General features: G+C 63.3%; 25 protein-coding genes. 19 read left to right on the top strand and 6 right to left on the bottom strand.

The annotated features are described in order from the left end of the window. The first annotated feature begins 1 nt into the window (after position 1). The 6 genes from ACK4R0_RS03930 to ACK4R0_RS03905 all read left to right on the top strand — a co-directional run bounded on the left by ACK4R0_RS03930 (position 2) and on the right by ACK4R0_RS03905 (position 6279). A complete protein-coding gene (locus tag ACK4R0_RS03930) occupies positions 2 to 244 on the top strand; it encodes a DUF4160 domain-containing protein (RefSeq protein WP_409670462.1) in 243 nt (80 codons plus the stop codon). Beyond that, a complete protein-coding gene (locus tag ACK4R0_RS03925) occupies positions 228 to 482 on the top strand; it encodes a DUF2442 domain-containing protein (RefSeq protein WP_409670459.1) in 255 nt (84 codons plus the stop codon). Before ACK4R0_RS03930 ends, ACK4R0_RS03925 begins: the two co-directional genes overlap by 17 nt. A gap of 97 nt (positions 483 to 579) precedes the next feature. Then, on the top strand, positions 580 to 1650 hold the full coding sequence (gene aroC / locus ACK4R0_RS03920) for a chorismate synthase (RefSeq protein WP_409670457.1): 1071 nt from the start codon (positions 580 to 582) through the stop codon (positions 1648 to 1650). 148 nt (positions 1651 to 1798) lie between these two features. After that, on the top strand, positions 1799 to 3148 hold the full coding sequence (locus tag ACK4R0_RS03915) for a spinster family MFS transporter (protein WP_409670454.1): 1350 nt from the start codon (positions 1799 to 1801) through the stop codon (positions 3146 to 3148). Between the two features lie 41 nt (positions 3149 to 3189). Beyond that, entirely contained in the window at positions 3190 to 4971 is a 1782-nt protein-coding gene (locus ACK4R0_RS03910; protein ID WP_409670451.1) for an SLC13 family permease, read from the top strand. A 72-nt stretch (positions 4972 to 5043) separates the two neighbouring features. Then, positions 5044 to 6279, top strand: a complete 1236-nt coding sequence (locus tag ACK4R0_RS03905) for a dicarboxylate/amino acid:cation symporter (RefSeq protein WP_409670448.1) — start codon at positions 5044 to 5046, stop codon at positions 6277 to 6279. Between the two features lie 34 nt (positions 6280 to 6313). Here the strand turns inward: ACK4R0_RS03905 and ACK4R0_RS03900 are convergent, their stop codons facing one another. The 3 genes from ACK4R0_RS03900 to ACK4R0_RS03890 all read right to left on the bottom strand — a co-directional run bounded on the left by ACK4R0_RS03900 (position 6314) and on the right by ACK4R0_RS03890 (position 8548). Further along, on the bottom strand, positions 6314 to 6739 hold the full coding sequence (locus ACK4R0_RS03900) for a hypothetical protein (protein ID WP_409670445.1): 426 nt from the start codon (positions 6737 to 6739) through the stop codon (positions 6314 to 6316). Positions 6740 to 6815: 76 nt separating this feature from the next. Beyond that, on the bottom strand, positions 6816 to 7976 hold the full coding sequence (locus ACK4R0_RS03895; protein WP_409670442.1) for a M14-type cytosolic carboxypeptidase: 1161 nt from the start codon (positions 7974 to 7976) through the stop codon (positions 6816 to 6818). After that, on the bottom strand, positions 7973 to 8548 hold the full coding sequence (locus ACK4R0_RS03890; protein ID WP_409670439.1) for a DUF4136 domain-containing protein: 576 nt from the start codon (positions 8546 to 8548) through the stop codon (positions 7973 to 7975). Before ACK4R0_RS03890 ends, ACK4R0_RS03895 begins: the two co-directional genes overlap by 4 nt. Positions 8549 to 8850: 302 nt before the next feature. On the opposite strand from ACK4R0_RS03890, the gene ykgO reads away from it, so the two are divergent. The 3 genes from ykgO (at position 8851) to ACK4R0_RS03875 (ending at position 10009) form a co-directional block, all read left to right on the top strand. Beyond that, on the top strand, positions 8851 to 8976 hold the full coding sequence (gene ykgO / locus ACK4R0_RS03885; RefSeq protein ID WP_003046794.1) for a type B 50S ribosomal protein L36: 126 nt from the start codon (positions 8851 to 8853) through the stop codon (positions 8974 to 8976). Between the two features lie 108 nt (positions 8977 to 9084). Beyond that, positions 9085 to 9711, top strand: a complete 627-nt coding sequence (locus ACK4R0_RS03880) for an HAD family hydrolase (RefSeq protein WP_409670436.1) — start codon at positions 9085 to 9087, stop codon at positions 9709 to 9711. A 28-nt stretch (positions 9712 to 9739) separates the two neighbouring features. Then, positions 9740 to 10009, top strand: coding sequence for a type II toxin-antitoxin system Phd/YefM family antitoxin (locus ACK4R0_RS03875; protein ID WP_409670433.1), 270 nt, complete (start codon positions 9740 to 9742; stop codon positions 10007 to 10009). Positions 10010 to 10409: 400 nt separating this feature from the next. Here the strand turns inward: ACK4R0_RS03875 and pyk are convergent, their stop codons facing one another. Further along, positions 10410 to 11867, bottom strand: a complete 1458-nt coding sequence (pyk, locus tag ACK4R0_RS03870) for a pyruvate kinase (protein ID WP_409670430.1) — start codon at positions 11865 to 11867, stop codon at positions 10410 to 10412. A 107-nt stretch (positions 11868 to 11974) separates the two neighbouring features. Here pyk and ACK4R0_RS03865 point away from each other — a divergent pair, with 107 nt between their 5' ends. The 10 genes from ACK4R0_RS03865 (at position 11975) to ruvB (ending at position 16968) form a co-directional block, all read left to right on the top strand. Next, the gene (locus ACK4R0_RS03865; RefSeq protein ID WP_409670427.1) at positions 11975 to 12310 is read left to right on the top strand and encodes a DUF1244 domain-containing protein; all 336 of its coding nucleotides are present in this window, start codon (positions 11975 to 11977) and stop codon (positions 12308 to 12310) included. Positions 12311 to 12376: 66 nt separating this feature from the next. After that, positions 12377 to 12619, top strand: coding sequence for a DUF2312 domain-containing protein (locus ACK4R0_RS03860; protein ID WP_409670424.1), 243 nt, complete (start codon positions 12377 to 12379; stop codon positions 12617 to 12619). Between the two features lie 4 nt (positions 12620 to 12623). Next, complete coding sequence (locus ACK4R0_RS03855) at positions 12624 to 13121, top strand: arsinothricin resistance N-acetyltransferase ArsN1 family B (RefSeq protein ID WP_409670422.1); 498 nt, start codon at positions 12624 to 12626, stop codon at positions 13119 to 13121. Between the two features lie 69 nt (positions 13122 to 13190). Continuing rightward, positions 13191 to 13934 carry a YebC/PmpR family DNA-binding transcriptional regulator gene (locus tag ACK4R0_RS03850; RefSeq protein WP_409670419.1) on the top strand — a complete coding sequence of 248 codons (744 nt, stop codon included), beginning with the start codon at positions 13191 to 13193 and terminating at the stop codon, positions 13932 to 13934. A 44-nt stretch (positions 13935 to 13978) separates the two neighbouring features. After that, positions 13979 to 14383, top strand: a complete 405-nt coding sequence (locus ACK4R0_RS03845) for an endonuclease domain-containing protein (protein ID WP_409670416.1) — start codon at positions 13979 to 13981, stop codon at positions 14381 to 14383. Then, a complete protein-coding gene (gene ruvC, locus ACK4R0_RS03840; protein ID WP_409670413.1) occupies positions 14380 to 14862 on the top strand; it encodes a crossover junction endodeoxyribonuclease RuvC in 483 nt (160 codons plus the stop codon). Before ACK4R0_RS03845 ends, ruvC begins: the two co-directional genes overlap by 4 nt. A gap of 39 nt (positions 14863 to 14901) precedes the next feature. Further along, entirely contained in the window at positions 14902 to 15501 is a 600-nt protein-coding gene (gene ruvA / locus ACK4R0_RS03835) for a Holliday junction branch migration protein RuvA (protein ID WP_409670410.1), read from the top strand. A gap of 30 nt (positions 15502 to 15531) precedes the next feature. Beyond that, positions 15532 to 15738 (top strand): type II toxin-antitoxin system HicB family antitoxin, encoded by a 207-nt coding sequence (locus tag ACK4R0_RS03830; RefSeq protein ID WP_409670407.1) that lies wholly within the window; start codon positions 15532 to 15534, stop codon positions 15736 to 15738. Continuing rightward, entirely contained in the window at positions 15731 to 15949 is a 219-nt protein-coding gene (locus tag ACK4R0_RS03825) for a type II toxin-antitoxin system HicA family toxin (protein ID WP_409670404.1), read from the top strand. Before ACK4R0_RS03830 ends, ACK4R0_RS03825 begins: the two co-directional genes overlap by 8 nt. Next, positions 15946 to 16968 (top strand): Holliday junction branch migration DNA helicase RuvB, encoded by a 1023-nt coding sequence (gene ruvB, locus ACK4R0_RS03820; RefSeq protein WP_409670401.1) that lies wholly within the window; start codon positions 15946 to 15948, stop codon positions 16966 to 16968. Before ACK4R0_RS03825 ends, ruvB begins: the two co-directional genes overlap by 4 nt. 4 nt (positions 16969 to 16972) lie before the next feature. Here the strand turns inward: ruvB and ACK4R0_RS03815 are convergent, their stop codons facing one another. After that, positions 16973 to 18061 (bottom strand): PepSY-associated TM helix domain-containing protein, encoded by a 1089-nt coding sequence (locus ACK4R0_RS03815; protein ID WP_409670905.1) that lies wholly within the window; start codon positions 18059 to 18061, stop codon positions 16973 to 16975. Continuing rightward, the gene (locus ACK4R0_RS03810) at positions 18061 to 20226 is read right to left on the bottom strand and encodes a TonB-dependent receptor (RefSeq protein ID WP_409670398.1); all 2166 of its coding nucleotides are present in this window, start codon (positions 20224 to 20226) and stop codon (positions 18061 to 18063) included. The genes ACK4R0_RS03815 and ACK4R0_RS03810 overlap by 1 nt, the downstream gene beginning before the upstream one ends. Positions 20227 to 20344 lie beyond the last annotated feature (118 nt).

The raw sequence follows: 20344 nt of genomic DNA, 5'->3' as shown, positions 1-20344 counted from the left end.
AATGCCAACCGTCCTAAGAGATCGCGGGTTTCGCTATTTCTTCTATTCGGACGAGGGCAGTCCGCTCGAACCTTGCCACATCCACGTCAGCTATGGCGATGGCGAGGCTAAGTTCTGGGTTGGCGAAGATGTGACGGTGGCATACAATCGGGGGCTTAATCGGCGGGATCTGGCTTTTGCGATGATGGTCGTGAGAGCAAAGCGCAGTCAGTTTGAAAGGGCTTGGTATGGATATTTCAATTAGCCCGACATCGGCGAACTGCGATGATGATACTTTGTGGGTGAACCTGTCAGACGGGCGTACGATCGGCGTTCCACTCGCTTGGTTTCCTCGTCTGCTCGATGCGACCCCCGATCAGCGGGCAGCAGTGACTTTGTCCCCAGCCGGTTTGCATTGGGAAGAAATCGACGAGGATATCTCTGTCGCAGGTCTGATCGCCGGTCGCGGTGACATGACGCGGCCATCGTCACGCGCTGCGTAATCCGGTAGATCCATTTCAGCCTGATTGCCTGTCTGGACAGCGAAGGCACAATCCCGCAAAGCGCGGGCGATCATCCTGTGCCTGACTGGACTTGCCCATGAGCTTCAACACCTTTGGCCGCGTGTTTCGCTTTACCACCTGGGGGGAAAGCCACGGCCCTGCGCTGGGCGCGATAGTCGATGGGTGTCCTCCGGGGTTGAGCCTGAACGAGGCGGACATCCAGCCGTTTCTCGATGCGCGCCGCCCCGGCACATCGCGCTTCACCACGCAGCGGCAGGAGCCCGATGCGGTGCGCATCCTGTCGGGCGTGTTCGAGGGTCGTACCACCGGCACGCCGATTTCGCTGATGATCGAGAATGTCGATCAGCGGTCCAAGGACTATAGCGAGGTCGCCAAGGCCTACCGCCCCGGGCATGCCGATTATGCCTATGACAAGAAGTACGGCTTTCGCGATTATCGCGGCGGGGGCCGGTCGAGCGCGCGCGAAACCGCCGCGCGGGTGGCGGCGGGCGGGGTCGCCCGGCTGGTGATCCCGGAGGTGACCCTGGTCGCCTATGTCGCCGAATTGGGCGGTGACAGCATCGACCCTGCCCGCTTCGATGCTGCCGAAATCGCGCGCAACCCGTTCTTCTGCCCCGATCCCGAGGCTGCAAAGCGCTGGGAGGCCAAGGTCGATGCCGCACGCAAGGCGGGCAGCTCGCTGGGCGCCGTGGTCGAGTGCGTCGCAACCGGTGTTCCCGCAGGCTGGGGCGCACCGCTCTATGCAAAGTTGGACAGCGAACTGGCCGCAGCGTGCATGTCGATCAACGCGGTCAAGGGTGTCGAAATCGGCGACGGCTTTGCCGCCGCGCGGCTCAGTGGAGAACGCAACGCCGACCCGATGCGTCCGGGCGCCGACGGCGATCCGGAATTCCTCGCCAACCATGCCGGCGGTATCGCGGGCGGCATTTCGACCGGGCAGCCGGTGGTGGTGCGCGTCGCGTTCAAGCCGACCAGTTCGATTCTCACCCCGGTCGAGACGATCACGAGAGACGGCGATGCCAGTGAGATCGTGACCAAGGGCCGCCACGATCCGTGCGTAGGGATTCGCGGCACCCCCGTGGTGGAAGCGATGGTCGCGCTGGTGCTCGCCGACCAGAAGCTGCTGCACCGCGCCCAGTGCGGCTGACCTGACCATCCGCCGGCACCAACTACCGTTGACGTAAACGTAACAATTTATCGCAGGGTGATTGCCTCTCGCCCGCTTCTGTGTCTAGCATGTCTCCATAAGCAGTCACCCGTCCCCATGGGCAGAAGGTGGCGCGACTGGAGAGTGAATGACCGCAACCCCCACAGGGGCAGGCGAAGCGTTGCCGCCGCCCACAACATCCGCGTCTCCGCCGCTTTCACCGGCAGCGCCCACCACCGCCGCCGTTCCGCGCGTGATGCTGTGGACGTTGCTCATCATCTATATCTTCAACTTTCTGGACCGGCAGATCGTCTCGATCCTGGCCGAGCCGATCAAGCGCGATTTCGGGCTGAGCGACACGCAGCTCGGGCTGATGACCGGGCTGGCGTTCGCGCTGTTCTACACGCTGCTCGGCATCCCGATCGCGCGCTATGCCGACAAATCGACCACCAACCGGGTATCACTGATCGCGTGGTCGGTGGCGATCTGGTCGGCGATGACGATGGCCTGCGGACTGGCGCGAACCTTCCCCCAGCTGCTCCTGGCGCGGGTCGGAGTCGGCGTGGGCGAAGCGGGGTGCACCCCGGCGGCGCACTCGCTGATCAGCGACTGCGTGCCGCCTGAGAAGCGCTCGTCTGCGATCGCGTTCTATGGACTGGGCATTCCCATCGGGTCGCTGCTCGGCATGGTGATCGGCGGCGGGCTGGCGGATGCCTTTGGCTGGCGCACGGCGTTCATGGCGGTCGGCATACCCGGTATCGTGCTCGCGCTGCTGGTTCCGTTTCTGATGAAGGAACCGCGCCGCGCCGGGATGGTCGCAGGCGCAAAGCAGCCGGCTGCCAAATTGCAGGTCCCGGTTGGCGCGGCGCTGCGCGAACTGGCAACCTCGCGCTGTTTCGTGCTGCTGTGCCTGGCCGGCGGCGTCACCGCGTTCCTGTCCTATGGCAAGGCGGTCTGGGTCGCCGTGCTGTTCATCCGCACGTTCGAGCTCAGCCCCGGTGAGACCGGCCTGTATCTGGGCGTCAGTGCAGGCGTCGCGGGCATGATCGGCACATGGCTGGGTGGCAAGCTTGCCGATCATTTCGGCAAGCGCGACCGCAGGCACCTGCTCACCGGCCCGGCAATCGCGATGGCGGTGGCGGCACCGATCCTGTTCCTCGCTTATTCCGCCACCGACTGGCGCGTGGCATTGGCTTTGCTGTTCCTGCCGACGATCATGAACGCGATGTACTACGGCCCGGCATATGCGTGCGTTCAAGGGCTGGTCCGGCCCGAGCTGCGCGCGGTCGCAGCATCGGTGATGGTGTTTGCGCAGAACCTGATCGGGCTGGGCCTGGGTCCGCTGCTGTTCGGCATGATGTCGGACGGGTTTCAGCCGCTGGCGGGCGCGGACAGCGTCCGCTGGGTACTGTACGGCGCAGCGTGGCTTGGGCTCATCCCGGCATTTCTGTTCTGGCGGGCCAGTTTGCGGCTGACACGGGAACTCAAGAGCGGGTAGAGCGTGGTGCGATAATGTGGTGAAGGGGGACCACACGGCACATGGATGAGATCCGCCAGTTCATCGAAACATGGCAGGCCCAGATCGGGTTGGTCATCCTGGGGCTGATGTTTGTCGGCTTTGTCATGGAACGCTTCCCCGCAGCCGTCGTGGCGATCCTGGGCGCGTGCACGTTCCTGTTTTTAGGGATCATCGACTCCAAACAGCTGTTCTCGGCATTCTCGAACAGCGCGCCGATCACCATCGGGGCGATGTTCATCCTTTCGGGCGCGCTGCTGCGCACCGGGACGATCGACGCGATTGCAGGCGCGATTATCCAGCGCGCTGCCCGACGCCCCAAGCTGGCAGTCGCAGAGATGTTCTTGGGCGTTTATGTCGCCTCGGCCTTCATGAACAATACGCCGGTCGTGGTGGTGATGATCCCGATCATCCTCAAGCTGGCACAGGCGACCGGCTTTTCGGCCAAGAAGCTGCTGATCCCGCTGAGCTTCGTGTGCATTCTGGGCGGCACCACGACGCTGATCGGCACCTCGACCAACCTGATCGTCGATTCGGTCGCGCGCAGCAATGGTCTCGAACCGTTCGGCATCTTCGAAATCACCCCTTATGGCCTTATTGCAGGCGTGGCCGGGATGATCATGCTCGCGGGTTTCAGTTCCTGGTTGCTGCCCAAGGACGACGAAGGGCTTGCAGGAAACGCAAGCGACGAGCTTTTCCTGACCGAACTGACCATTCGCAACGCATCGACATTGCGCGGCAAGGCGCTGGCCGACACCGCAATCGCCAAGCGCTCCAAGATCTCGGTCACCGCGATAAAACGCGATGGTCGCTATATCCGGCACAACCTGTCTGCAGAGGTCCTGCAGGCCAACGATGTGCTGGTGATCCGCACCGAGCTTCCCGAACTGATGTCGCTGCGCAAGAGCGCCGACTTCAAGGTAGGGATCGTCCGCAAAGGCGATGTCGGCGCGATGGGCGAGGTGGTCGTCGAGGCCATGGTCGCCCCCAGCCACCCCAGCATCGGCAACCGGCTGTACGACATCCCGTTCCTGTCGATGCTCAACGTCCGGGTGCTGGGGTTGAGCCGCTATCGCAACCTGCCCCGATCCGACCTGCCCAACGCCAAGATCCACGCCGCCGACAAACTGGTGGTGACCGGATCAAAGGCGGATATCGCGCGGATGTATGAGAACCCCAACCTGTTCGGCGTGATGAACACCAACGCACGCGCCTTCCGCCGCGACAAGGCGCCGCTGGCGATCGGTGCGCTGGCCGCTGTCGTCATCCTCTCGGCGCTCAACGTCGTGGCGATCGAGGTCGCGGCCATCCTCGCGGTCGGCTTCATCCTGATCGCCCGCTGCATCGATGCCGAAGAGGCATGGAGTTCGATCGATGGCAATGTGCTGGTGCTGATCTTCGGCATGCTAGCTGTCGGGCTGGCGCTCGAACAGGCGGGCAGCGTCACGGTCGTGGTGAACACCCTGGCACCTTATCTGGCCGACGTTCCGGTATGGGCAGTGGTGTTCTCGGTCTATGTGTTGTCGGTACTGTTGACCGAGATCATCACCAACAACGCGGTCGCGATTCTCGTCACCCCGATCGTCATCAAGCTGGGGACCGACCTTGGCATCGACCCGCGGCCGCTGGTCATCGCCGTGATGTTCGCAGCCTCGGCCAGCTTCGCCACTCCGATCGGCTACCAGACCAACACCTTGGTCTATGCTGCCGGCGGCTACCGCTTCACCGATTTCTTCAAGGCCGGCATTCCGCTGACCGTTGGCGTCGGGGTGGCAACCTGTTTTGCGATCGTGGCGTTCGGCTGAGATACCACCGCGCTTGCGAAGACGCGGCGCGGTGTCTAGCGTCGGGCGCTGGTGCTGAGCAGGGGATGCAAGTTGGGATTCTGGTTTCGTATTCCGCTGTGGCAGCGGGTTATTGCTGCACTGGTGCTCGGCATCATTACCGGTCTGGTCTGGGGTGAAGGCGCGGTCGCGATCAAGTGGATCGGCGATCTGTTCATCCGCGCGATCAAGATGCTGGTCGTGCCTCTCATTTTCTTCTCGCTGGTCGCAGGCGTCGCTTCGATCGGCGATATCCGCAAGCTCGGCGCAGTCGGCGGCCGCGCGATGCTGCTGTTTCTGGTCACCGGCCAGCTTGCGGTCATCCTGGGGCTGACGCTGGCCACTTTGGTGCAGCCGGGCATAGGCGTGGATGCAAGCCTTGCCGGAGTCAGCACGGTGGCGCCCCCGCCCGAAACGTCCGCCACCGACATGATCCTGAAGATGGTCCCGGAAAACGTCGTCCAGGCCATGGCGACAATGGATGTGCTGGCGCTGATCGTCTTTTCGCTACTGCTCGGCATCGGCATCCTGATGGCGGAAAAGGACGGCGAGCCGGTCGCCAGGATCTTCGATTCGGGCGCAATCATCATGCAGAAGGTGACCATTCTGGTCATGGAACTGACCCCGTTCGGGGTGTTCGCGCTGATGGCGTGGGTGGCTGGGACCTTCGGGTTCGAGGGGCTTATCCCGCTCGCCAAGCTGGTCGCGCTCAATTACATCGGCTGCGCCATCATCATGCTGGTGATGTATTCGGCGATGATCAAGTTCATGGCCAAGCTGCCGGTGATCGATTTCTTCCGCGGCATGATCGATGCGATCGCGGTGAGCTATTCCACCGCCTCCTCCAACGCCACCCTGCCCGTCACGCTGCGCTGCACCCAGCGCAACCTGGGCGTATCGCCCAGCGTCTCCAGCTTCGTGGTATCGCTGGGCGCGACGATCAACATGAACGGCACCGCGATGTATCTGGGTCTGGCGACGCTGTTCGGCGCCCAGATCTTCGGTGTCGATCTGAATTGGGGCGATTATGCGATGATTGCCCTGACGTCCACGTTGGGGGCGGTCGGTGCGGCTGGCATACCTGGCGCAGGGCTGATCATGATGGCATTGGTGTTCGGTTCAGTCGGCGTGCCGCTCGAGACGATCGCGCTGGTCGCCGGCGTCGATCGCATCATGGACATGATCCGCACGACCACCAACATCACGGGCGATGCAGCGATCGCGGTGACGGTGGCGGCGATGACGGGCGAACTGAACCGCGAAGAAATGATCTCGGACGACGATATCTGACGTCGGTATCTCACGACGGTGCGGGATGATGGGATCAGCCGTCCTTGGACTTTTTGACGAGCTTGACCGGAGTGAATTCCCCAAGACCGCAACTTGCCCCGCGATTGAGGGTGCCGCCGAAATTCTGCAGCACGGTGATGATATCGACGTTGCACAGCTGGGTCAGCGACGTCGAATAGGTGAACGCCCGCTCGAACCCCAGACCGCCGCATTGATACGGCAGTTCGTTGCGATAGACCTGGCCGTTGTTCAGGATGAAATCGATCGTGCGGTCGTCGCGCACCTGGCTGCTACGGATTTGCGAGAGGTTGATGCAGCTAACCGGATCGCCGGTCACCTCTGCCGCCGGAACGCGCGATTTCGGCGCGTTCGACTGGGCCGTTGCCAAAGGCTGCAGCGCAAACAGCGCTGATCCGCTGGCGATCAGTCCAGCACCTATCAATCGGCGGCTCATCGGCATGGTGACAGTCCTTCCGGTATCATCATCATCCAAGATACTCGAACCGATCTTGCATGACGATGAACAAACCGCAGTGTTACCCGGCGACCATCTCCGCAAGCACCGCCAGACAATCATGCGCCAACAGCTTGGAGCGTTCAGGGCTCCATCCCTGATCCGGATCGGGCAGGTCGTCATTGTCCTTGAACGGCATTTCCAGCGTCATTGCGACGCAGCCGTGCGAGGGGCCGAAGCGTTCGGCGAGCTGGTTGGTCGACATCGACAGATTGGCCCGGCCCGCCGGTGCGCGGGGATAGCCTTGGCTGGTCTGGAAATCGGGGGTGCGGGCGGCAAGCAGGTTACGGAACCGGTCATAACGGGCCCCCTGATCGTCGGTCCATGAGGGAATGCCCTCGAACCCTGCGATAAAGACATGCGGGATCGCCTCGTCGCCGTGCACGTCCATCGCCCAATGAACCCCGGTCGCGTCCATCGCATTGCGTACGCACAGCACCTCGGGACTGCGCTCGGCGTTCGGCTCGTGCCATTCGCGGTTGAGGTTCACGCCGACTGCATTGGTGCGCAGATGGCCGCGCGCCGATCCGTCGGGGTTCATGTTGGGAACGATGTGCAGCGTGCATTTGCTGCGCAGCAGCCGCGCATGCGGGTCGGCAGGATCGGTCAGCTTCTCGAGCGCGCCTTCCATCCACCATTCGGCCATGCTTTCGCCAGGATGCTGCCGGGCATAGAACCACACCTGCAGCGGCCCCTCGCCCATCTCGATAACGTCGATCGGCTGGCCTTCGATGCTCTGCCCCAGCTCACGGTGGCGCACGCCGGTGCGGCTCGCCATCTCTGCAATCAGATCATGGTGCCGCTCGATCGAATAGGGCGCGAAATAAGCGAACCAGGCGAGGCCGCCGGTCATCTGGTAGCGGATGGTGAGTTCACCGGCTGCAACGTCATAAGACGTGTCGGTGCGGCCCCAGAAATCCCGGTCTTCGCTGACGCATGCGCGATAATTGGGCCAGCCGCCGGGATAGGCCGAATCCTTGAGACCGGTGATCACCAGTTCCAGCTCGTCGCCCGGCTGGGCGGCAACACGGAAATGGAACCACTGGAAAAAGTCCGAATCCTTGTCCTTGCGAATCGCGAGTTCGGCGCGCCAGGCGCCAGATGGTGCCCGGGAAATCGAATGAACGACGATGTTACCGGAATCAAAAGCGCACGAAATACTGGGCGGAGTGTCTTGGGTCATGGGACCCTGATAGTCGCTCCAGATTCACCGGGAAAGCCGGTAAAAAGACCTTGCGCAAGTTTCGCCGAGTTGAGCTGGGTCTCGGCCATCGGCGTCCCCGCCTTCGCCTCGACCATGGCGCGGCCCTCCCAAAGCACGGTGCCGTCACCCGATCGGATGTTGGCGAACAGTTCGGTCGCGATCCGGTCCTTGGGCCGCCCGCCGAGGTTGATACCGACGCCGACTCCAACGCCCGACCCGAAACCGCCGGTTCCGCCGCCAACCCCGACGCTCACCGGATTGCGCTCGCCACCGACGGGCGACAATACGGCACGTTCGACGCGAATGTCTGCCGTTTGCGTATCGCGGCCCGGCGCAGCCCCAACGGGCAACACCTGATAGCCGACCCGCTCAAGCTCGCGTTCAACTGCGGCGGCATAGCTGCGATATTCCAGCGAGTTCGGATCCATCCCCTCGCCGGCGGTCACGCGAATCGCGCCTCGGCCCAATTCCGCTGCACGGTCGGGCGAGACGAACCGCACGGCCTCGACGGGGCCAGCCGGCGAAACGCATGCGCCCGTCAACGAGGCCATAACAATGGCCACACTCACCGCGATGCTGCGGGATGTGCATGAAAAGCCCATGATGTTCGCACCCTTTTCTGTCTCGCGAGCGCAGCCCGCCATATGCGTGCCTAACGCAACCGGTGATGAATGACCAATGAAGCGGATAAAAAAGGGTTCCACGGTCGGCAGCGATGCTTGACTTTGCCTGCCCTGCCACGTATCCGCGCCGCTTTCCGGCATGGAAGTTCCAGCACGGCATTCGCGTCTTGTACGCGCGGTTGTCAGGCGCTTTCGCTGCACCAGAAGTTTCAATCAAGGGCCTGAACGTCATGAAGATTCGCAATTCGTTGAAGTCGCTCAAGGATCGTCACCGCGACAACCGCGTGATCCGTCGTCGCGGCCGCACCTATGTGATCAACAAGACCAATCGTCGCTTCAAGGCCCGCCAGGGCTGATCTGGCTCGCGTGCACCGTGCAGGTGCGCGCAGGTCTTTGAAGGTACGAAATTCATGCAAAGGCTCCGGCAGGCTCCGGGGCCTTTTGCTTGCGCGTCGAACGGAGACATGATGCAGCCTGTAGACACGATCATCTTTGACGTCGGCAACGTGCTGTTCCAGTGGGACATCCGGTGCCTCTATTCCAAGCTGATCGACGATCCGGCGGAACTCGACCATTTCGTCAATCATGTCGTGACGCTGCAATGGCATGACCAACACGATGCCGGACGGCCGCTGGCCGAAATGGTGGCCGAACTGACCGCACAGTATCCCGAGCACGAACGACTGATCGCGCAATACGTGCCGCGTTGGCTGGAAACCATCCCCGGCCCCGTCCCCGGTATGCTCGATCTGGTCGAACGGCTTGCAATGAAGGGCTACCCGATTTTCGGCATCACCAACTTTGGTGTCGAGTTCTGGGACATGTTCCGCCCGACCGCACCGGTGTTCGACCTGTTCAAGGATATCGTCGTCTCGGGCGCGGAAAAGCTGACCAAGCCTGATCCCGCGATCTATCGCCTCGCCATCGACCGTTTCGGCATCGACCCGGCGCACGCGCTGTTCATCGATGACCGCGAAGCGAACATCGCAGGCGCCATTTCCTGCGGATTGCAAGGCCATGTCTTCCGCGATGCGCAGAGGCTGCAGGCTGATCTGACGGCGCGCGGGGTGCTGGAAAATCTGACTGTGTGAATGTCGCGGATTGTGGTATTTTCCGACCATGGAAATGTCGATCCGCGAAGCTCAGGCCCGTTTTTCGGAAGTCATGGCCGCAGTCATGCGCGGCGAGCGCGTGGTGATCATGCAGGATGGCCGAGCGGTTGCTGAGATGAAATCTCTGGTCCAGCGACGCAAGGGCGGAGTGAACTGGGAGGCTGGAGAAGCCCTGCGGAAGCGGCGTGGTCTGGATAAAATCGAGGGCCAGAACCTTTGGCCGCCCGAGTTCGACGATCCGGCATTCAGCCGTAGGGTACTTGGTCTCGAAGATTGAATATTCTCCTCGATACCCATTTCATTATCTGGATGGCGACCGACCCGTCGCGCTTGTTCCCCATGAACACGAAGTGCTGGATTCGGATGATAATCAGATCATCGTGTCAGCCATTTCCATTTGGGAAATCAGGCTGAAGTGGGCGCGCAGCTATTCTTCCGGGAAGCGCAAGGGCGCGCTCGATCCGATTGATGCGCCTGCATTCGTTCAATCAGCCGAGTTGAGCCTGCTCATGCCCGATCCTGAAACCGCCGCGATGCCGCTGCTTGCCCCCCCTGAACCACAAGGACCCCTTCGACGAACTTCTGCTCGTCCAGGCGCAGCAGAGCGGGGCGCGGCTGTTTACCCGCGACCGTTTGTTGCTCGCCCACCCGCTGGCGTATCAGTCCCAGCCTTCCCCTTAATCCTTGTAGCCCTTGAGCTCCTGCCCGGTCAGCGTCACGATGTGCAGCACATTGGTCGAACCCGGTGTGCCAAACGGGACGCCTGCCAGCGCAATGATCCGCCCGCCGGCCTCGCCGAAGCCGTGGCGCAGCGCCATCCGCTTGCCCTTGCCGATCATCTCCTCGAAGCTGCCGATATCGCGGGTCACCACCGGATAGGCACCCCACAGCAGCCCGACGCGGCGCGCGGTTTCGCGTGACGGAGTCAGCACCATGATCGGCACCGAGGGCCGCTCGCGCGACACGCGCCGCGCGGTCGAGCCCGACAAAGTGAAGCACACGATCGCGCTGACCCGGACAGTCTTGGCGATCTCGCTGCACGCCGCCGACAGCGCGTCCGCCGTGGTCGAATCAGGCAGGGTCTCGATGAAATGCACCCGCGCGGCATAGCCGGGGTCGCTCTCCACCTGGGTCGCGATCCGGTCCATCATGCTGACGGCCAGTTCGGGCCAGTCGCCTGCAGCGGTCTCGGCCGAGAGCATGACGGCATCGGCGCCATCATAGACCGCGTTGGCGACGTCTGACACCTCGGCGCGGGTCGGCGACGGGCTGGTGATCATCGATTCGAGCATCTGGGTCGCGACCACCACCGGCTTGCCCGAGCGGCGCGCGGTCTCGACGATACGCTTCTGCATCACCGGTACGTCCTCGGGAGCCATTTCCACGCCCAGATCGCCGCGTGCGACCATCACCGCATCGGACAGCTCGATGATCTCCTCGAGCGAGTTCAACGCTGCGGGCTTTTCGATCTTGGCGATCAGGGCCGCCCTCCCCCCGATCAGGCTGCGCGCCTCGGCGACATCGTCGGGACGCTGCACGAAACTGAGCGCGATCCAGTCCGCCCCCATTTCCAGCGCAAACGCCAGGTCGCGGCGGTCCTTTTCGGTCAGCGCGGCCATCGGCACCAGGCTGTCGGGAACATTCAGCCCCTTGCGATCCGAAATGAACCCACCGACCTCGACCGAGCACAGGATCTCGCTTTCGCCGGGGCGCAGCACGCGCAGCACCATCTTGCCATCGTCGATCAGCAGCCGCTGCCCCTTGTCGAGCGCGGCGAAAATCTCCTTGTGCGGGAGATAGGCACGCTCGTCATTGCCCGGTTCGGGGTTGGAATCGAGCGTGAAATGCTGGCCGTGCTTGAGGAAGGCCTTGCCCCCCTCGAACGTGCCGACGCGCAATTTGGGGCCCTGCAGATCGCACAGGATGGTGATCGGCCGCTGCAACCTGGTCTCGATCTGCCGGATGCTGTTGATCGTCGCGGCGTGGGTGGCATGGTCGCCATGGCTCATGTTGACGCGAAACGCATCCGCACCGGCGCGAAACAGCTTTTCGATCATCTCCGCGCTGCTGCTGGCGGGCCCCAGCGTCGCGAGAATCTTGACCTTGCGGTTGCGCTTGACGATAGTCTTGCTCACTGAAACTCCTCGAACTGGCTGAACCGCGAACGCGTGCGCCGCGGCGGTATGTCGTTGTGATACTTAGGCCAGAGCATGATCAATCGCAAAACCGATCTGGAAATAATATGATGAAACATTCCGACCCTGCCTCGCCTGTGCCACCGGTCGATGTGGATATTCCCGACGATGTCGCCGCCGCCGCCTTTCGCCGCCTCGTGCGCCATTTGCGCCACCGGCATGATGCTCAGAACATCGATTTGATGGGGCTGGCCGGCTTCTGCCGCAACTGCCTGGCCGATTGGGTGCAGGAAGCTGGCGGGGCCGACGATCGCGATGCTGCACGCCGCCTGATCTACGGCATGGACTTTGCGACATGGAAAGAGCGCTATCAGGGCGAGGCCAGCGAGGAACAGCTTGCCCGGATGAAGGAAAGCGTAGCGAAGAACGCCGACCACCCTTAAGGGGGCGATCCACCATTTTCGCGGCCGGAGATTCGCCGGGCGCGCCACCCAAACGAAAGACACATCATGAGCGAAACCATGTCCGCCGACGACCAGCTGCGCCTCTTCATCGAGCGTATCGAGCGGCTTGAAGAAGAAAAGAAGGGCGTCGCCGACGACATCCGCGACACCTATTCCGAGGCCAAGTCGCAAGGCTACGACCCCAAGATCATGCGCCAGGTCGTTCGCCTGCGCAAAATGGAAGCGCACGATCGCCAGGAAATGGAACTGATCCTGGAAACCTACAAGGCTGCGCTGGGCCTGGGATGATCTCATGACCGCGGCGCTGCACATCCGTGATGCCCAACCGGCAGACGGCGCAGCGATCGCGGCCATCTATGCGCCGTTCGTCGCCGATGGCTGGGTGAGCTTCGAGACCGAAGCGCCCGATGCGGGCGCGATGACGGCACGGATCGCCGAATACGGCAGTTCGCACGCGTGGCTGGTGGCCGAGCTCGACGGCATCATCGTCGGATACGCCTATGCCAGCCCGCACCGCACCCGCGCCGCCTATGCGACATCGGCGGACATCGCGATATATCTGGCGCGCGATGCGCAGGGGCGCGGCCTGGGCCGTTTGCTTTATACCGCGTTGTTCGAGCGGCTGCGCAGCCGGTCCATCCACGCGGTGTTCGCCGGAATCGCCCTGCCCAACCCCGCCAGCATCGCGCTGCACGAAGCGATGGGCATGACCCCGGTGGGGATTTACCGCGAGGTCGGCTGGAAGCTAGGCGCCTGGCGCGACGTTGGCTGGTGGCAGCGGTTGCTATGAACCACAGGGCTGGTGTAAAGGCGCCCACCAGCATTCGCATCACCTCAACTGAACAGGCAGACATCCGCCATGGCAGGCCATAGCAAATTCAAGAACATCATGCACCGCAAGGGCGCGCAGGACAAAAAGCGCTCGGCGATGTTTTCCAAGCTCAGCCGCGAAATCACCGTGGCTGCCAAGATGGGCATGCCCGATCCCGACATGAACCCGCGCCTTCGCCTCGCGGTCAACGCCGCCAAGGCGCAGTCGATGCCCAAGGACAACATCCAGCGCGCGATCGACAAGGCCTCGGCCGCCGGCGGGGAAGATTACGAAGAGATCCGCTATGAAGGCTATGGCCCGGGCGGCATCGCGCTGATCGTCGAGGCGCTGACCGACAACCGCAACCGTACTGCCACCAACGTCCGCACCGCGTTCAGCAAGAACGGCGGCAACCTCGGCGCATCGGGGGCGGTGAGCCACGGCTTCGACCGCATGGGCCTGATCAGCTATCCCGCCAGCGTTGGCGACGAGGAAAAGGTGCTCGAAGCCGCGATGGAAGCGGGCGCGGAGGACATTGAATCGACCGAAGACGGCCACGACATCTGGACCAACATGGAAGACCTGCACGCGGTCTCCGGCGCACTGGAAAAGGCATTGGGCGAAGCCGAGAGCGTCAAGCTCGCCTGGCGCCCGCAGGTCCGCGTCGATGTCGCCGAAGCCGACGCGCAGACGCTGTTCAAGCTGATCGACGCGCTCGACGACGACGATGACGTGCAGACCGTCTGGGGCAATTACGAGGTCTCGGACGAAGTGATGGAGAAGTTGGGGTGAACTAAGAAAGCCCCTCCCCTTCAGGGGAGGGGTTGGGGTGGGGAATGGACAACAATCTGCGCCTGTTATTGTTCGCAAAAGAATTGCGCAACAACCCCACGCCCTTTGAGATCATTCTCTGGAAGTATCTGAAAAGCTCGCAACTCGGCGGTTACAAGTTTCGCCGACAGTCTGTGATCGGGCCGTTCATCTGCGATTTTCTGTGCCCGTCTAAGGGGCTCATCGTTGAAGTGGATGGTGACACGCACGACCCTATGCGCGACGCGAAACGCGATGCCGCTCTGGCCGAAATGGGATATGTCACGATGCGGTTCACGAACTACGAGGTCGGGCAGTGCCTCGAAGCCGTCTTGGACCTGATTTTGGAAAAACTTGAAACCACGCCTGATCGGTGGCCTAGGAGTTTACTTCCCCACCCCAACCCCTCCCCTGAAGGGGAGGGGCTTTGATCATCATCGGCATTGACCCGGGCCTCGGCACCACCGGTTGGGGCGTGATCCGGTCCGAGGGGAACCGTCTGAGTCACGTCGCCAACGGCCAGATCAAGACCAACGCCAAGGCCGCGCTGCCCTCGCGCCTGCTGGAACTCGACACCGCGCTCGCCACGATCCTGACCGATTACCGGCCCGACACTGCAGCGATCGAGGAAATCTATGTCAACAAGAACCCGCAATCGACGCTCAAGCTGGTGCAGGCGCGGGGCGCCCTGTTGCTTGGTCTGGCGCGGGGGGGTGTATCCATCGGCGAGTATGCGCCGCGGCTGATCAAGAAGGCCATCGTCGGCACCGGGGCGGCCGAGAAGGCGCAGATCGACGCCATGGTGCAGCGGCTCTTGCCTGGGGTCAAAATTACAGGGCCCGATGCGGCGGATGCGCTGGCGGTGGCGATCACGCATGCGCATCTGGCGGGGCATGAGAAACTGCGCTAACCCGCTCTTCTCCCGCGCAAGCGCACAGAAAGTGCCAACATGATCGCCAAACTCACCGGAATTCTCGACAGCATCGGCCCCGATCACGCGGTGATCGATGTCGGCGGCGTCGGCTATCTGGTGTTCGCATCCTCACGCACGCTATCGGGCATCGGCGCAGCAGGCGAGAAGGTCGTGCTGCACACCGAGATGCAGGTGAGCGAAAACGACATGCGGCTCATCGGCTTTGCCTCGGCCAGCGAGCGCGATGGTTTTCGTTTGCTCACTGGCATTCAGGGCGTGGGATCCAAGGTGGCGCTGGGCATTCTCTCCGCGCTAACCCCCGAAGAGCTTGCGCGTGCGGTGGCGCAGGGAGACAAGGCGATGGTAGCACGCGCGCAAGGTGTTGGGCCCAAGCTGGCGCTCCGCATCGTCAACGAGCTCAAAGACAAGATGGGCGCTCTGTCGCTGGGCCCAGCAGGCATCGGCACTCCTGCACTGGTCGGCAACCACGCCGCCGATGCGGTCTCCGCGCTGCAGAACCTTGGCTTCAAGCCCGTCGATGCCGCGCGCGCGGTGGCGGGCGCCGAGGACGAACTCGGCGAAGGCGCGAGCCTCGACGCGCTGGTGCGACTGGCTTTGAAGAAGGCGGCGCGCTAAAGAGTGAGCAGACCGCGAAAGGATCGCCCCATGCAAGTCACTGCAATTCTCACCCGAGCCGAAGAGGGCGGCTTTGTTGCATTCAATCCTGAAACAGGAACGACCAGCCAAGGGGACTCCGTGGATGATGCCATCGCCAATCTGCGCGAAGCGGTTGAACTCTATCTCGATGTGTTTCCGATGAAACTGATGGGGGCGCCCTTGGTTACGACATTCGCCGTGCAGGAAGATGCCTAAACTTCCGGTGCTCGCCGGACGGGACATTATAGCGGCTCTGGAACGACTGGGTTTTGAACAGGTGCGGCAGCGCGGAAGCCATGTTGTCATGCGCCGTGGCTCGAATGGCACCGTTGTCCCGCTGCACAAGGAAGTGAAGACAGGGACTCTTGCCGGCATCCTGAGGCAGGCGGAACTGACCCAAGACGAATTTTGCAAAGCGATCAAATGACCACAGACCGCCTCCTCACCCCCGAGCGCATCCCGGAAGACCATGATGCGGCGCTGCGTCCCAAGACGCTGGCCGAGTTCATCGGCCAGGCGGCGGCGCGCGACAATCTGCGCGTGTTCATCGAGGCGGCGCGGTCACGGTCGGAAGCGCTCGACCATGTGCTGCTGTTCGGGCCGCCGGGGCTGGGCAAGACGACGCTGGCGCAGATCATCGCGCGCGAGATGGGCGTTGGCTTTCGTGCCACCTCGGGCCCGGTCGTCGCCAAGGCGGGCGATCTGGCCGCATTGCTCACCAACCTCGAAGAAGGCGACGTGTTGTTCATCGACGAGATCCACCGGCTCAATCCGGTGGTCGAGGAAGTGCTCTATCCCGCGATGGAAGACCGCGCGCTCGACCTCATCATCGGTGAAGGCCCGAGCGCGCGCAGCGTGCGGATAGATCTGCCCGCGTTCACGCTGATCGGCGCGACGACCCGGCAGGGCTTGCTGACCACGCCGTTGCGCGACCGCTTCGGCATCCCGGTGCGGCTCAATTTCTATACGGTCGAGGAACTCGAAGCGGTGGTGTCGCGCGCGGCGCGGCTGCTGGGCCTTGCCATCGCGCCCGATGGCGCAACCGAGATCGCACGCCGTGCGCGCGGCACCCCGCGCGTCGCCGGGCGACTGCTGCGTCGGGTGCGCGATTTCGCCAATGTCGCAGGTGCGATCAGCGTCGATGCGCCCGCCGCGGATGCCGCGCTGACCCGGCTCGAGGTCGACCGGCTCGGGCTCGATGCAATGGACCGGCGTTATCTGATGATGATCGCGGACATCTATCGCGGCGGCCCTGTCGGCGTGGAAACGCTGGCTGCGGGGCTGTCCGAGCCGCGCGACACGATCGAGGATGTGATCGAACCCTATCTGATCCAGCTGGGCCTGATCGCACGCACCGCCCGCGGCCGATGCCTGAATGCGCGCGGGTGGAAGCACCTTGGGCTCAACCCGCCCGAGGGTTCGCAAGAGGGCCTGTTCGACCTCTAGACGGTCATTCTGCCGGAATCTGCACGACCTTCGTCGTCTTGCGCGCGGCAGGTTTGCGGCGGAACCAGAAGGTCCATACCGTAAGCGACCCCAGCAGCGTCAGCGCAAGGCCGACGAGCGTCATCAGCATCCGATACGGCAGCCCGCCCACTTTGGCCGCGTGCAACGGGTAAAACATGTTGAACCACTGCGCTGCTGCCGGCATCGTCAGCGCGTTGCGCGCCTCGATCAATCGGCCGGTATCTGGCGCGAACCACAAAGTCGTGCGGCCATTGGGCAGCCACTCTGCCGGCTGCTTCATCCGCATCGTGATGGGTCCGCCAGGCGCCTTCGGCAGGCTGACAATGCGGATCTCGGCACCGGGGAGGCTGTGCTGCGCGGTGCGGACGATGCGCCGCCAGTCTGGTCGCTCTGCCAGCGGGGCCGGCGCGATATCGGGGGCCTTGATTGCGGCCTCTATCGTCGCAGGGGCGGACGGGCCGAGCACCAACGCCGTCACCGGTCGGAAAATCATCGTCGTCCCGGTGAACATGGTGAGCAACAGCAACGGCGCCATGATGATCCCGAGGTCCCGGTGATGCCATACGATCGCCGATCGGGTCAGGCGTGATGGCAGCAGCCGAAAGCGGAAGGTTCGCCGAGTGCGCCACCACAGGATGGTGCCGCTGATCACGAAGAACAGCCCGCATAGCCCGGCGATCCCGATCACAATCTCGCCGGTGTCGCCCGCCAGCAGATGGTGGTGCAGATCGAACAGGAACAGCTCGGGCCGCTCCCAGAGGCTCTGCCAGGTCGCGACGACCGCCCCGTTCTGGTCTGTGTACGCCCCGCTTTTGTCCGCGAACGACAGCCGGTTGAGCCCGAAGCTGTCGCTGGCGAACAGCACGCTGGTCGGCCGCGATGCCGGGTCCGCCATGATCTGCTCGAGCGCCCCTGCAACCGCCGCATTGTCTGCCACCTGTGCATCACCGGCATGCGGCAGCATGATCCACGCATCGCGGTGGACCAGCACCGTGCCGCTCAAGCCCAGCACCACCAGCACCAGCCCGATCAATCCGCCGGTCCAGCGGTGCAGCCAGTCCAGCGTGCGCATCAGAAGCGCATGTCCCACGCCAGCGTCATTGTCCGCGCCCGCCCGGCGAAGAACGAGAGGTTGTCGGTGGGAAGCCGGACATCGCTGTTGTAGTCGATATACTGGCGGTTGAAGATGTTCTGCGCGCTCAGGATGACCCGGCCCGGCCCGACCTGATAGCCAAGATAGGCATCGGTGAGCGTGTAGCCGCCAAAGTCGTTGCGCGGATCGCGGACGAGGCCGTCGAAGGTACGCGAAAAGTAGAACTGCGTCTGAACCCGCGCCGACACCCTGCCCCGGTCGAAGCTGGCGGCGAGGTTAAGGCGGTCGGGCGAAACGTTGGTGCCATCCAGGTCGGTATCGACCCGGTCATCGGCGTTGGTGTCGGTGCGCCCGAGGATGTGCGCATAGCCTGCCGAAAGGCGCAGGCCGTCGATCGGCATCTGCACCCCCAGGTTGAGCTCAAGCCCTTCGATCTCGACGCGCTGCCGTTGGACGTCGAAAATGCCATCGGGCCGGGCCACCAGGATCTGCCCGCGCGTGCTGGTCGACCAGAAATAGGTGACGCTGGCATCAAGCGGACCGCGCTTCACCTCGGCGCCGATTTCGCGGTTGTTCGAAATGATCGGGCTGATATCCAGGAAGTTGTCGAGATCGACACCGGGCGTCCCGATGGCGCGCGTGATCCGCCCGACATCGGGCACGGTGAAGCCCTCTGCGTAGCTGGCATACAGACGGATGCCCTGCGCGGGCTCGACAATGACGCCGCCGTTGAACAGCACATCGTCGAACTTGGGGCTGCCACCGGAGACCTGCACCCCGCCACGTGGCGTGGTCGTGGTCGCCAGCGTCGTATAATCGTCGATCTTGATCTCGACATTCTCCCACCGCACCCCGCCTGCAAGCCGGAAGAGGCCATCGAACAGCCGGAGGTTGGCTTGCGCGAACGGCGCGAGGCTGCGGAAATCGGTGGGCGGAACCCAGACACGATCTGTCGCGATCAGCCGCTGCTCGGTGGTGTCATAGAGCGCATCGAAGCCGATGATCGCGGTCAGATCCTCGAAACCGGGAACGGCGCGCTCATAGCTGATCTTGCCGCCCAATTTCCGCGACCGGTTCTGCGACTGATCGAACAAGGTCCCCACCGGCGCGATGCGGACATCCTGGAACGTCGCGATCGGTGCGAGCTCACCGCCGAACGTATCGCGCGTGCGATTGAAGAACACCTGGCTGACGAAATTGCCGCTGCCAAGATCGGTATCGGTCAGCGTCAGCGCGACGCTTTCGGTGCGGTTGGCGGCAGGGTCGCCCGGAGGCGCCCCGCGCACCGCGGTGGTGGGCACGCCGGTGAGGCGGTTGCCGGCGACCGCGACGAATTCGCCATCGCCCTCGAGCTCGTAGCGGCTTGCCATCAGGTCGAGCCGCGCGGTGGAGGACAAAGCGTAGCCCAACCGCCCGAACAGCGACACGGCGTCGGAGGTCTGGGTTTCGCCCTGCGTAAGGTTGAGGCCGATGCGGCGGCCGCGTGCGTCATAGAAGACGCCGCGCCGCTCATACGATGCTCCGATGGTGGCGTCGAAGCGGTCTGCCTTGTACTGGACCAGCCCGGCAGCCTTGCCGCCAAGGCCATCCGAGCGGACATCGCCGTCGGCGGTCCCCTGCACAAGCACGCGGCCCGAAAGGCCTTCCTGCACCGGCGCGCCGACCGTGACCTGGTTGACGATCCCGCCGGTACCGCCGATCCCCTGAAGCGCGTTGGACCCGTAAATCAGCTCGACCCGGTCGACGAAAAAGCCGTCGATCGTGAAGCCGTCGCGGCTGCCGTCGCGCAATGGGGTCGATTGCGGGATGCCGTTGATCGCATAGAGCGGCGAACGACCGCGCAGCGTCTCGCCAGCGCCGGAAAGCTTGCCGCGCGTCGGCGAGAAAGACGGCGTCAGCGTCGCCACGGCATCGGTCACCGACCCCGACAGAATGATCTGTTGGTCGAGCGCCTCTTTGCTGATGATATCGATTGTCAAAGGCAGGGCACTGGCGGGGAGAACCGTGCGGGCTGCAGTCACCACGATATCGTCATCAGCCTCTGGTGCGTCGGAGCCGACGGAATCCGTTCCGACTGACTGCGCAAACGTCGGCGACGTCCAAACCGATGCCATCAGCAGCCCGACCAACACATTCTTCTTCATTGCTCACCCCTTCTCGATGGGGCGCCGATAGCAATGACGTGCCGCTAATGCAACCGATTTGCATTAGAGAACGAATGGCGTGCTGAATAGGATATATCCGGCGCGTGAGTGAGCCGGG

It is taken from the genome of Blastomonas sp. (assembly GCF_046294995.1).
In the GTDB taxonomy this organism is placed as follows: Bacteria; Pseudomonadota; Alphaproteobacteria; order Sphingomonadales; family Sphingomonadaceae; genus Blastomonas.
Note: the sequence above shows the minus strand (reverse complement) of the source record. Positions and strands in the feature narration are given on the sequence as shown.

What these genes read in the sequence shown, in the direction of transcription:
- ACK4R0_RS03930 (WP_409670462.1), top strand. Translation starts at nt 2, where the DNA reads ATGCCAACCGTCCTAAGAGATCGCGGGTTTCGCTATTTCTTCTATTCG.
- ACK4R0_RS03925 (WP_409670459.1), top strand. Translation starts at nt 228, where the DNA reads ATGGATATTTCAATTAGCCCGACATCGGCGAACTGCGATGATGATACT.
- aroC (WP_409670457.1), top strand. Translation starts at nt 580, where the DNA reads ATGAGCTTCAACACCTTTGGCCGCGTGTTTCGCTTTACCACCTGGGGG.
- ACK4R0_RS03915 (WP_409670454.1), top strand. Translation starts at nt 1,799, where the DNA reads ATGACCGCAACCCCCACAGGGGCAGGCGAAGCGTTGCCGCCGCCCACA.
- ACK4R0_RS03910 (WP_409670451.1), top strand. Translation starts at nt 3,190, where the DNA reads ATGGATGAGATCCGCCAGTTCATCGAAACATGGCAGGCCCAGATCGGG.
- ACK4R0_RS03900 (WP_409670445.1), bottom strand. Translation starts at nt 6,739, where the DNA reads ATGCCGATGAGCCGCCGATTGATAGGTGCTGGACTGATCGCCAGCGGA.
- ACK4R0_RS03895 (WP_409670442.1), bottom strand. Translation starts at nt 7,976, where the DNA reads ATGACCCAAGACACTCCGCCCAGTATTTCGTGCGCTTTTGATTCCGGT.
- ACK4R0_RS03890 (WP_409670439.1), bottom strand. Translation starts at nt 8,548, where the DNA reads ATGGCCTCGTTGACGGGCGCATGCGTTTCGCCGGCTGGCCCCGTCGAG.
- ykgO (WP_003046794.1), top strand. Translation starts at nt 8,851, where the DNA reads ATGAAGATTCGCAATTCGTTGAAGTCGCTCAAGGATCGTCACCGCGAC.
- ACK4R0_RS03880 (WP_409670436.1), top strand. Translation starts at nt 9,085, where the DNA reads ATGATGCAGCCTGTAGACACGATCATCTTTGACGTCGGCAACGTGCTG.
- ACK4R0_RS03875 (WP_409670433.1), top strand. Translation starts at nt 9,740, where the DNA reads ATGGAAATGTCGATCCGCGAAGCTCAGGCCCGTTTTTCGGAAGTCATG.
- ACK4R0_RS03865 (WP_409670427.1), top strand. Translation starts at nt 11,975, where the DNA reads ATGATGAAACATTCCGACCCTGCCTCGCCTGTGCCACCGGTCGATGTG.
- ACK4R0_RS03860 (WP_409670424.1), top strand. Translation starts at nt 12,377, where the DNA reads ATGAGCGAAACCATGTCCGCCGACGACCAGCTGCGCCTCTTCATCGAG.
- ACK4R0_RS03855 (WP_409670422.1), top strand. Translation starts at nt 12,624, where the DNA reads ATGACCGCGGCGCTGCACATCCGTGATGCCCAACCGGCAGACGGCGCA.
- ACK4R0_RS03850 (WP_409670419.1), top strand. Translation starts at nt 13,191, where the DNA reads ATGGCAGGCCATAGCAAATTCAAGAACATCATGCACCGCAAGGGCGCG.
- ACK4R0_RS03845 (WP_409670416.1), top strand. Translation starts at nt 13,979, where the DNA reads ATGGACAACAATCTGCGCCTGTTATTGTTCGCAAAAGAATTGCGCAAC.
- ruvA (WP_409670410.1), top strand. Translation starts at nt 14,902, where the DNA reads ATGATCGCCAAACTCACCGGAATTCTCGACAGCATCGGCCCCGATCAC.
- ACK4R0_RS03830 (WP_409670407.1), top strand. Translation starts at nt 15,532, where the DNA reads ATGCAAGTCACTGCAATTCTCACCCGAGCCGAAGAGGGCGGCTTTGTT.
- ACK4R0_RS03825 (WP_409670404.1), top strand. Translation starts at nt 15,731, where the DNA reads ATGCCTAAACTTCCGGTGCTCGCCGGACGGGACATTATAGCGGCTCTG.
- ruvB (WP_409670401.1), top strand. Translation starts at nt 15,946, where the DNA reads ATGACCACAGACCGCCTCCTCACCCCCGAGCGCATCCCGGAAGACCAT.
- ACK4R0_RS03815 (WP_409670905.1), bottom strand. Translation starts at nt 18,061, where the DNA reads ATGCGCACGCTGGACTGGCTGCACCGCTGGACCGGCGGATTGATCGGG.
- ACK4R0_RS03810 (WP_409670398.1), bottom strand. Translation starts at nt 20,226, where the DNA reads ATGAAGAAGAATGTGTTGGTCGGGCTGCTGATGGCATCGGTTTGGACG.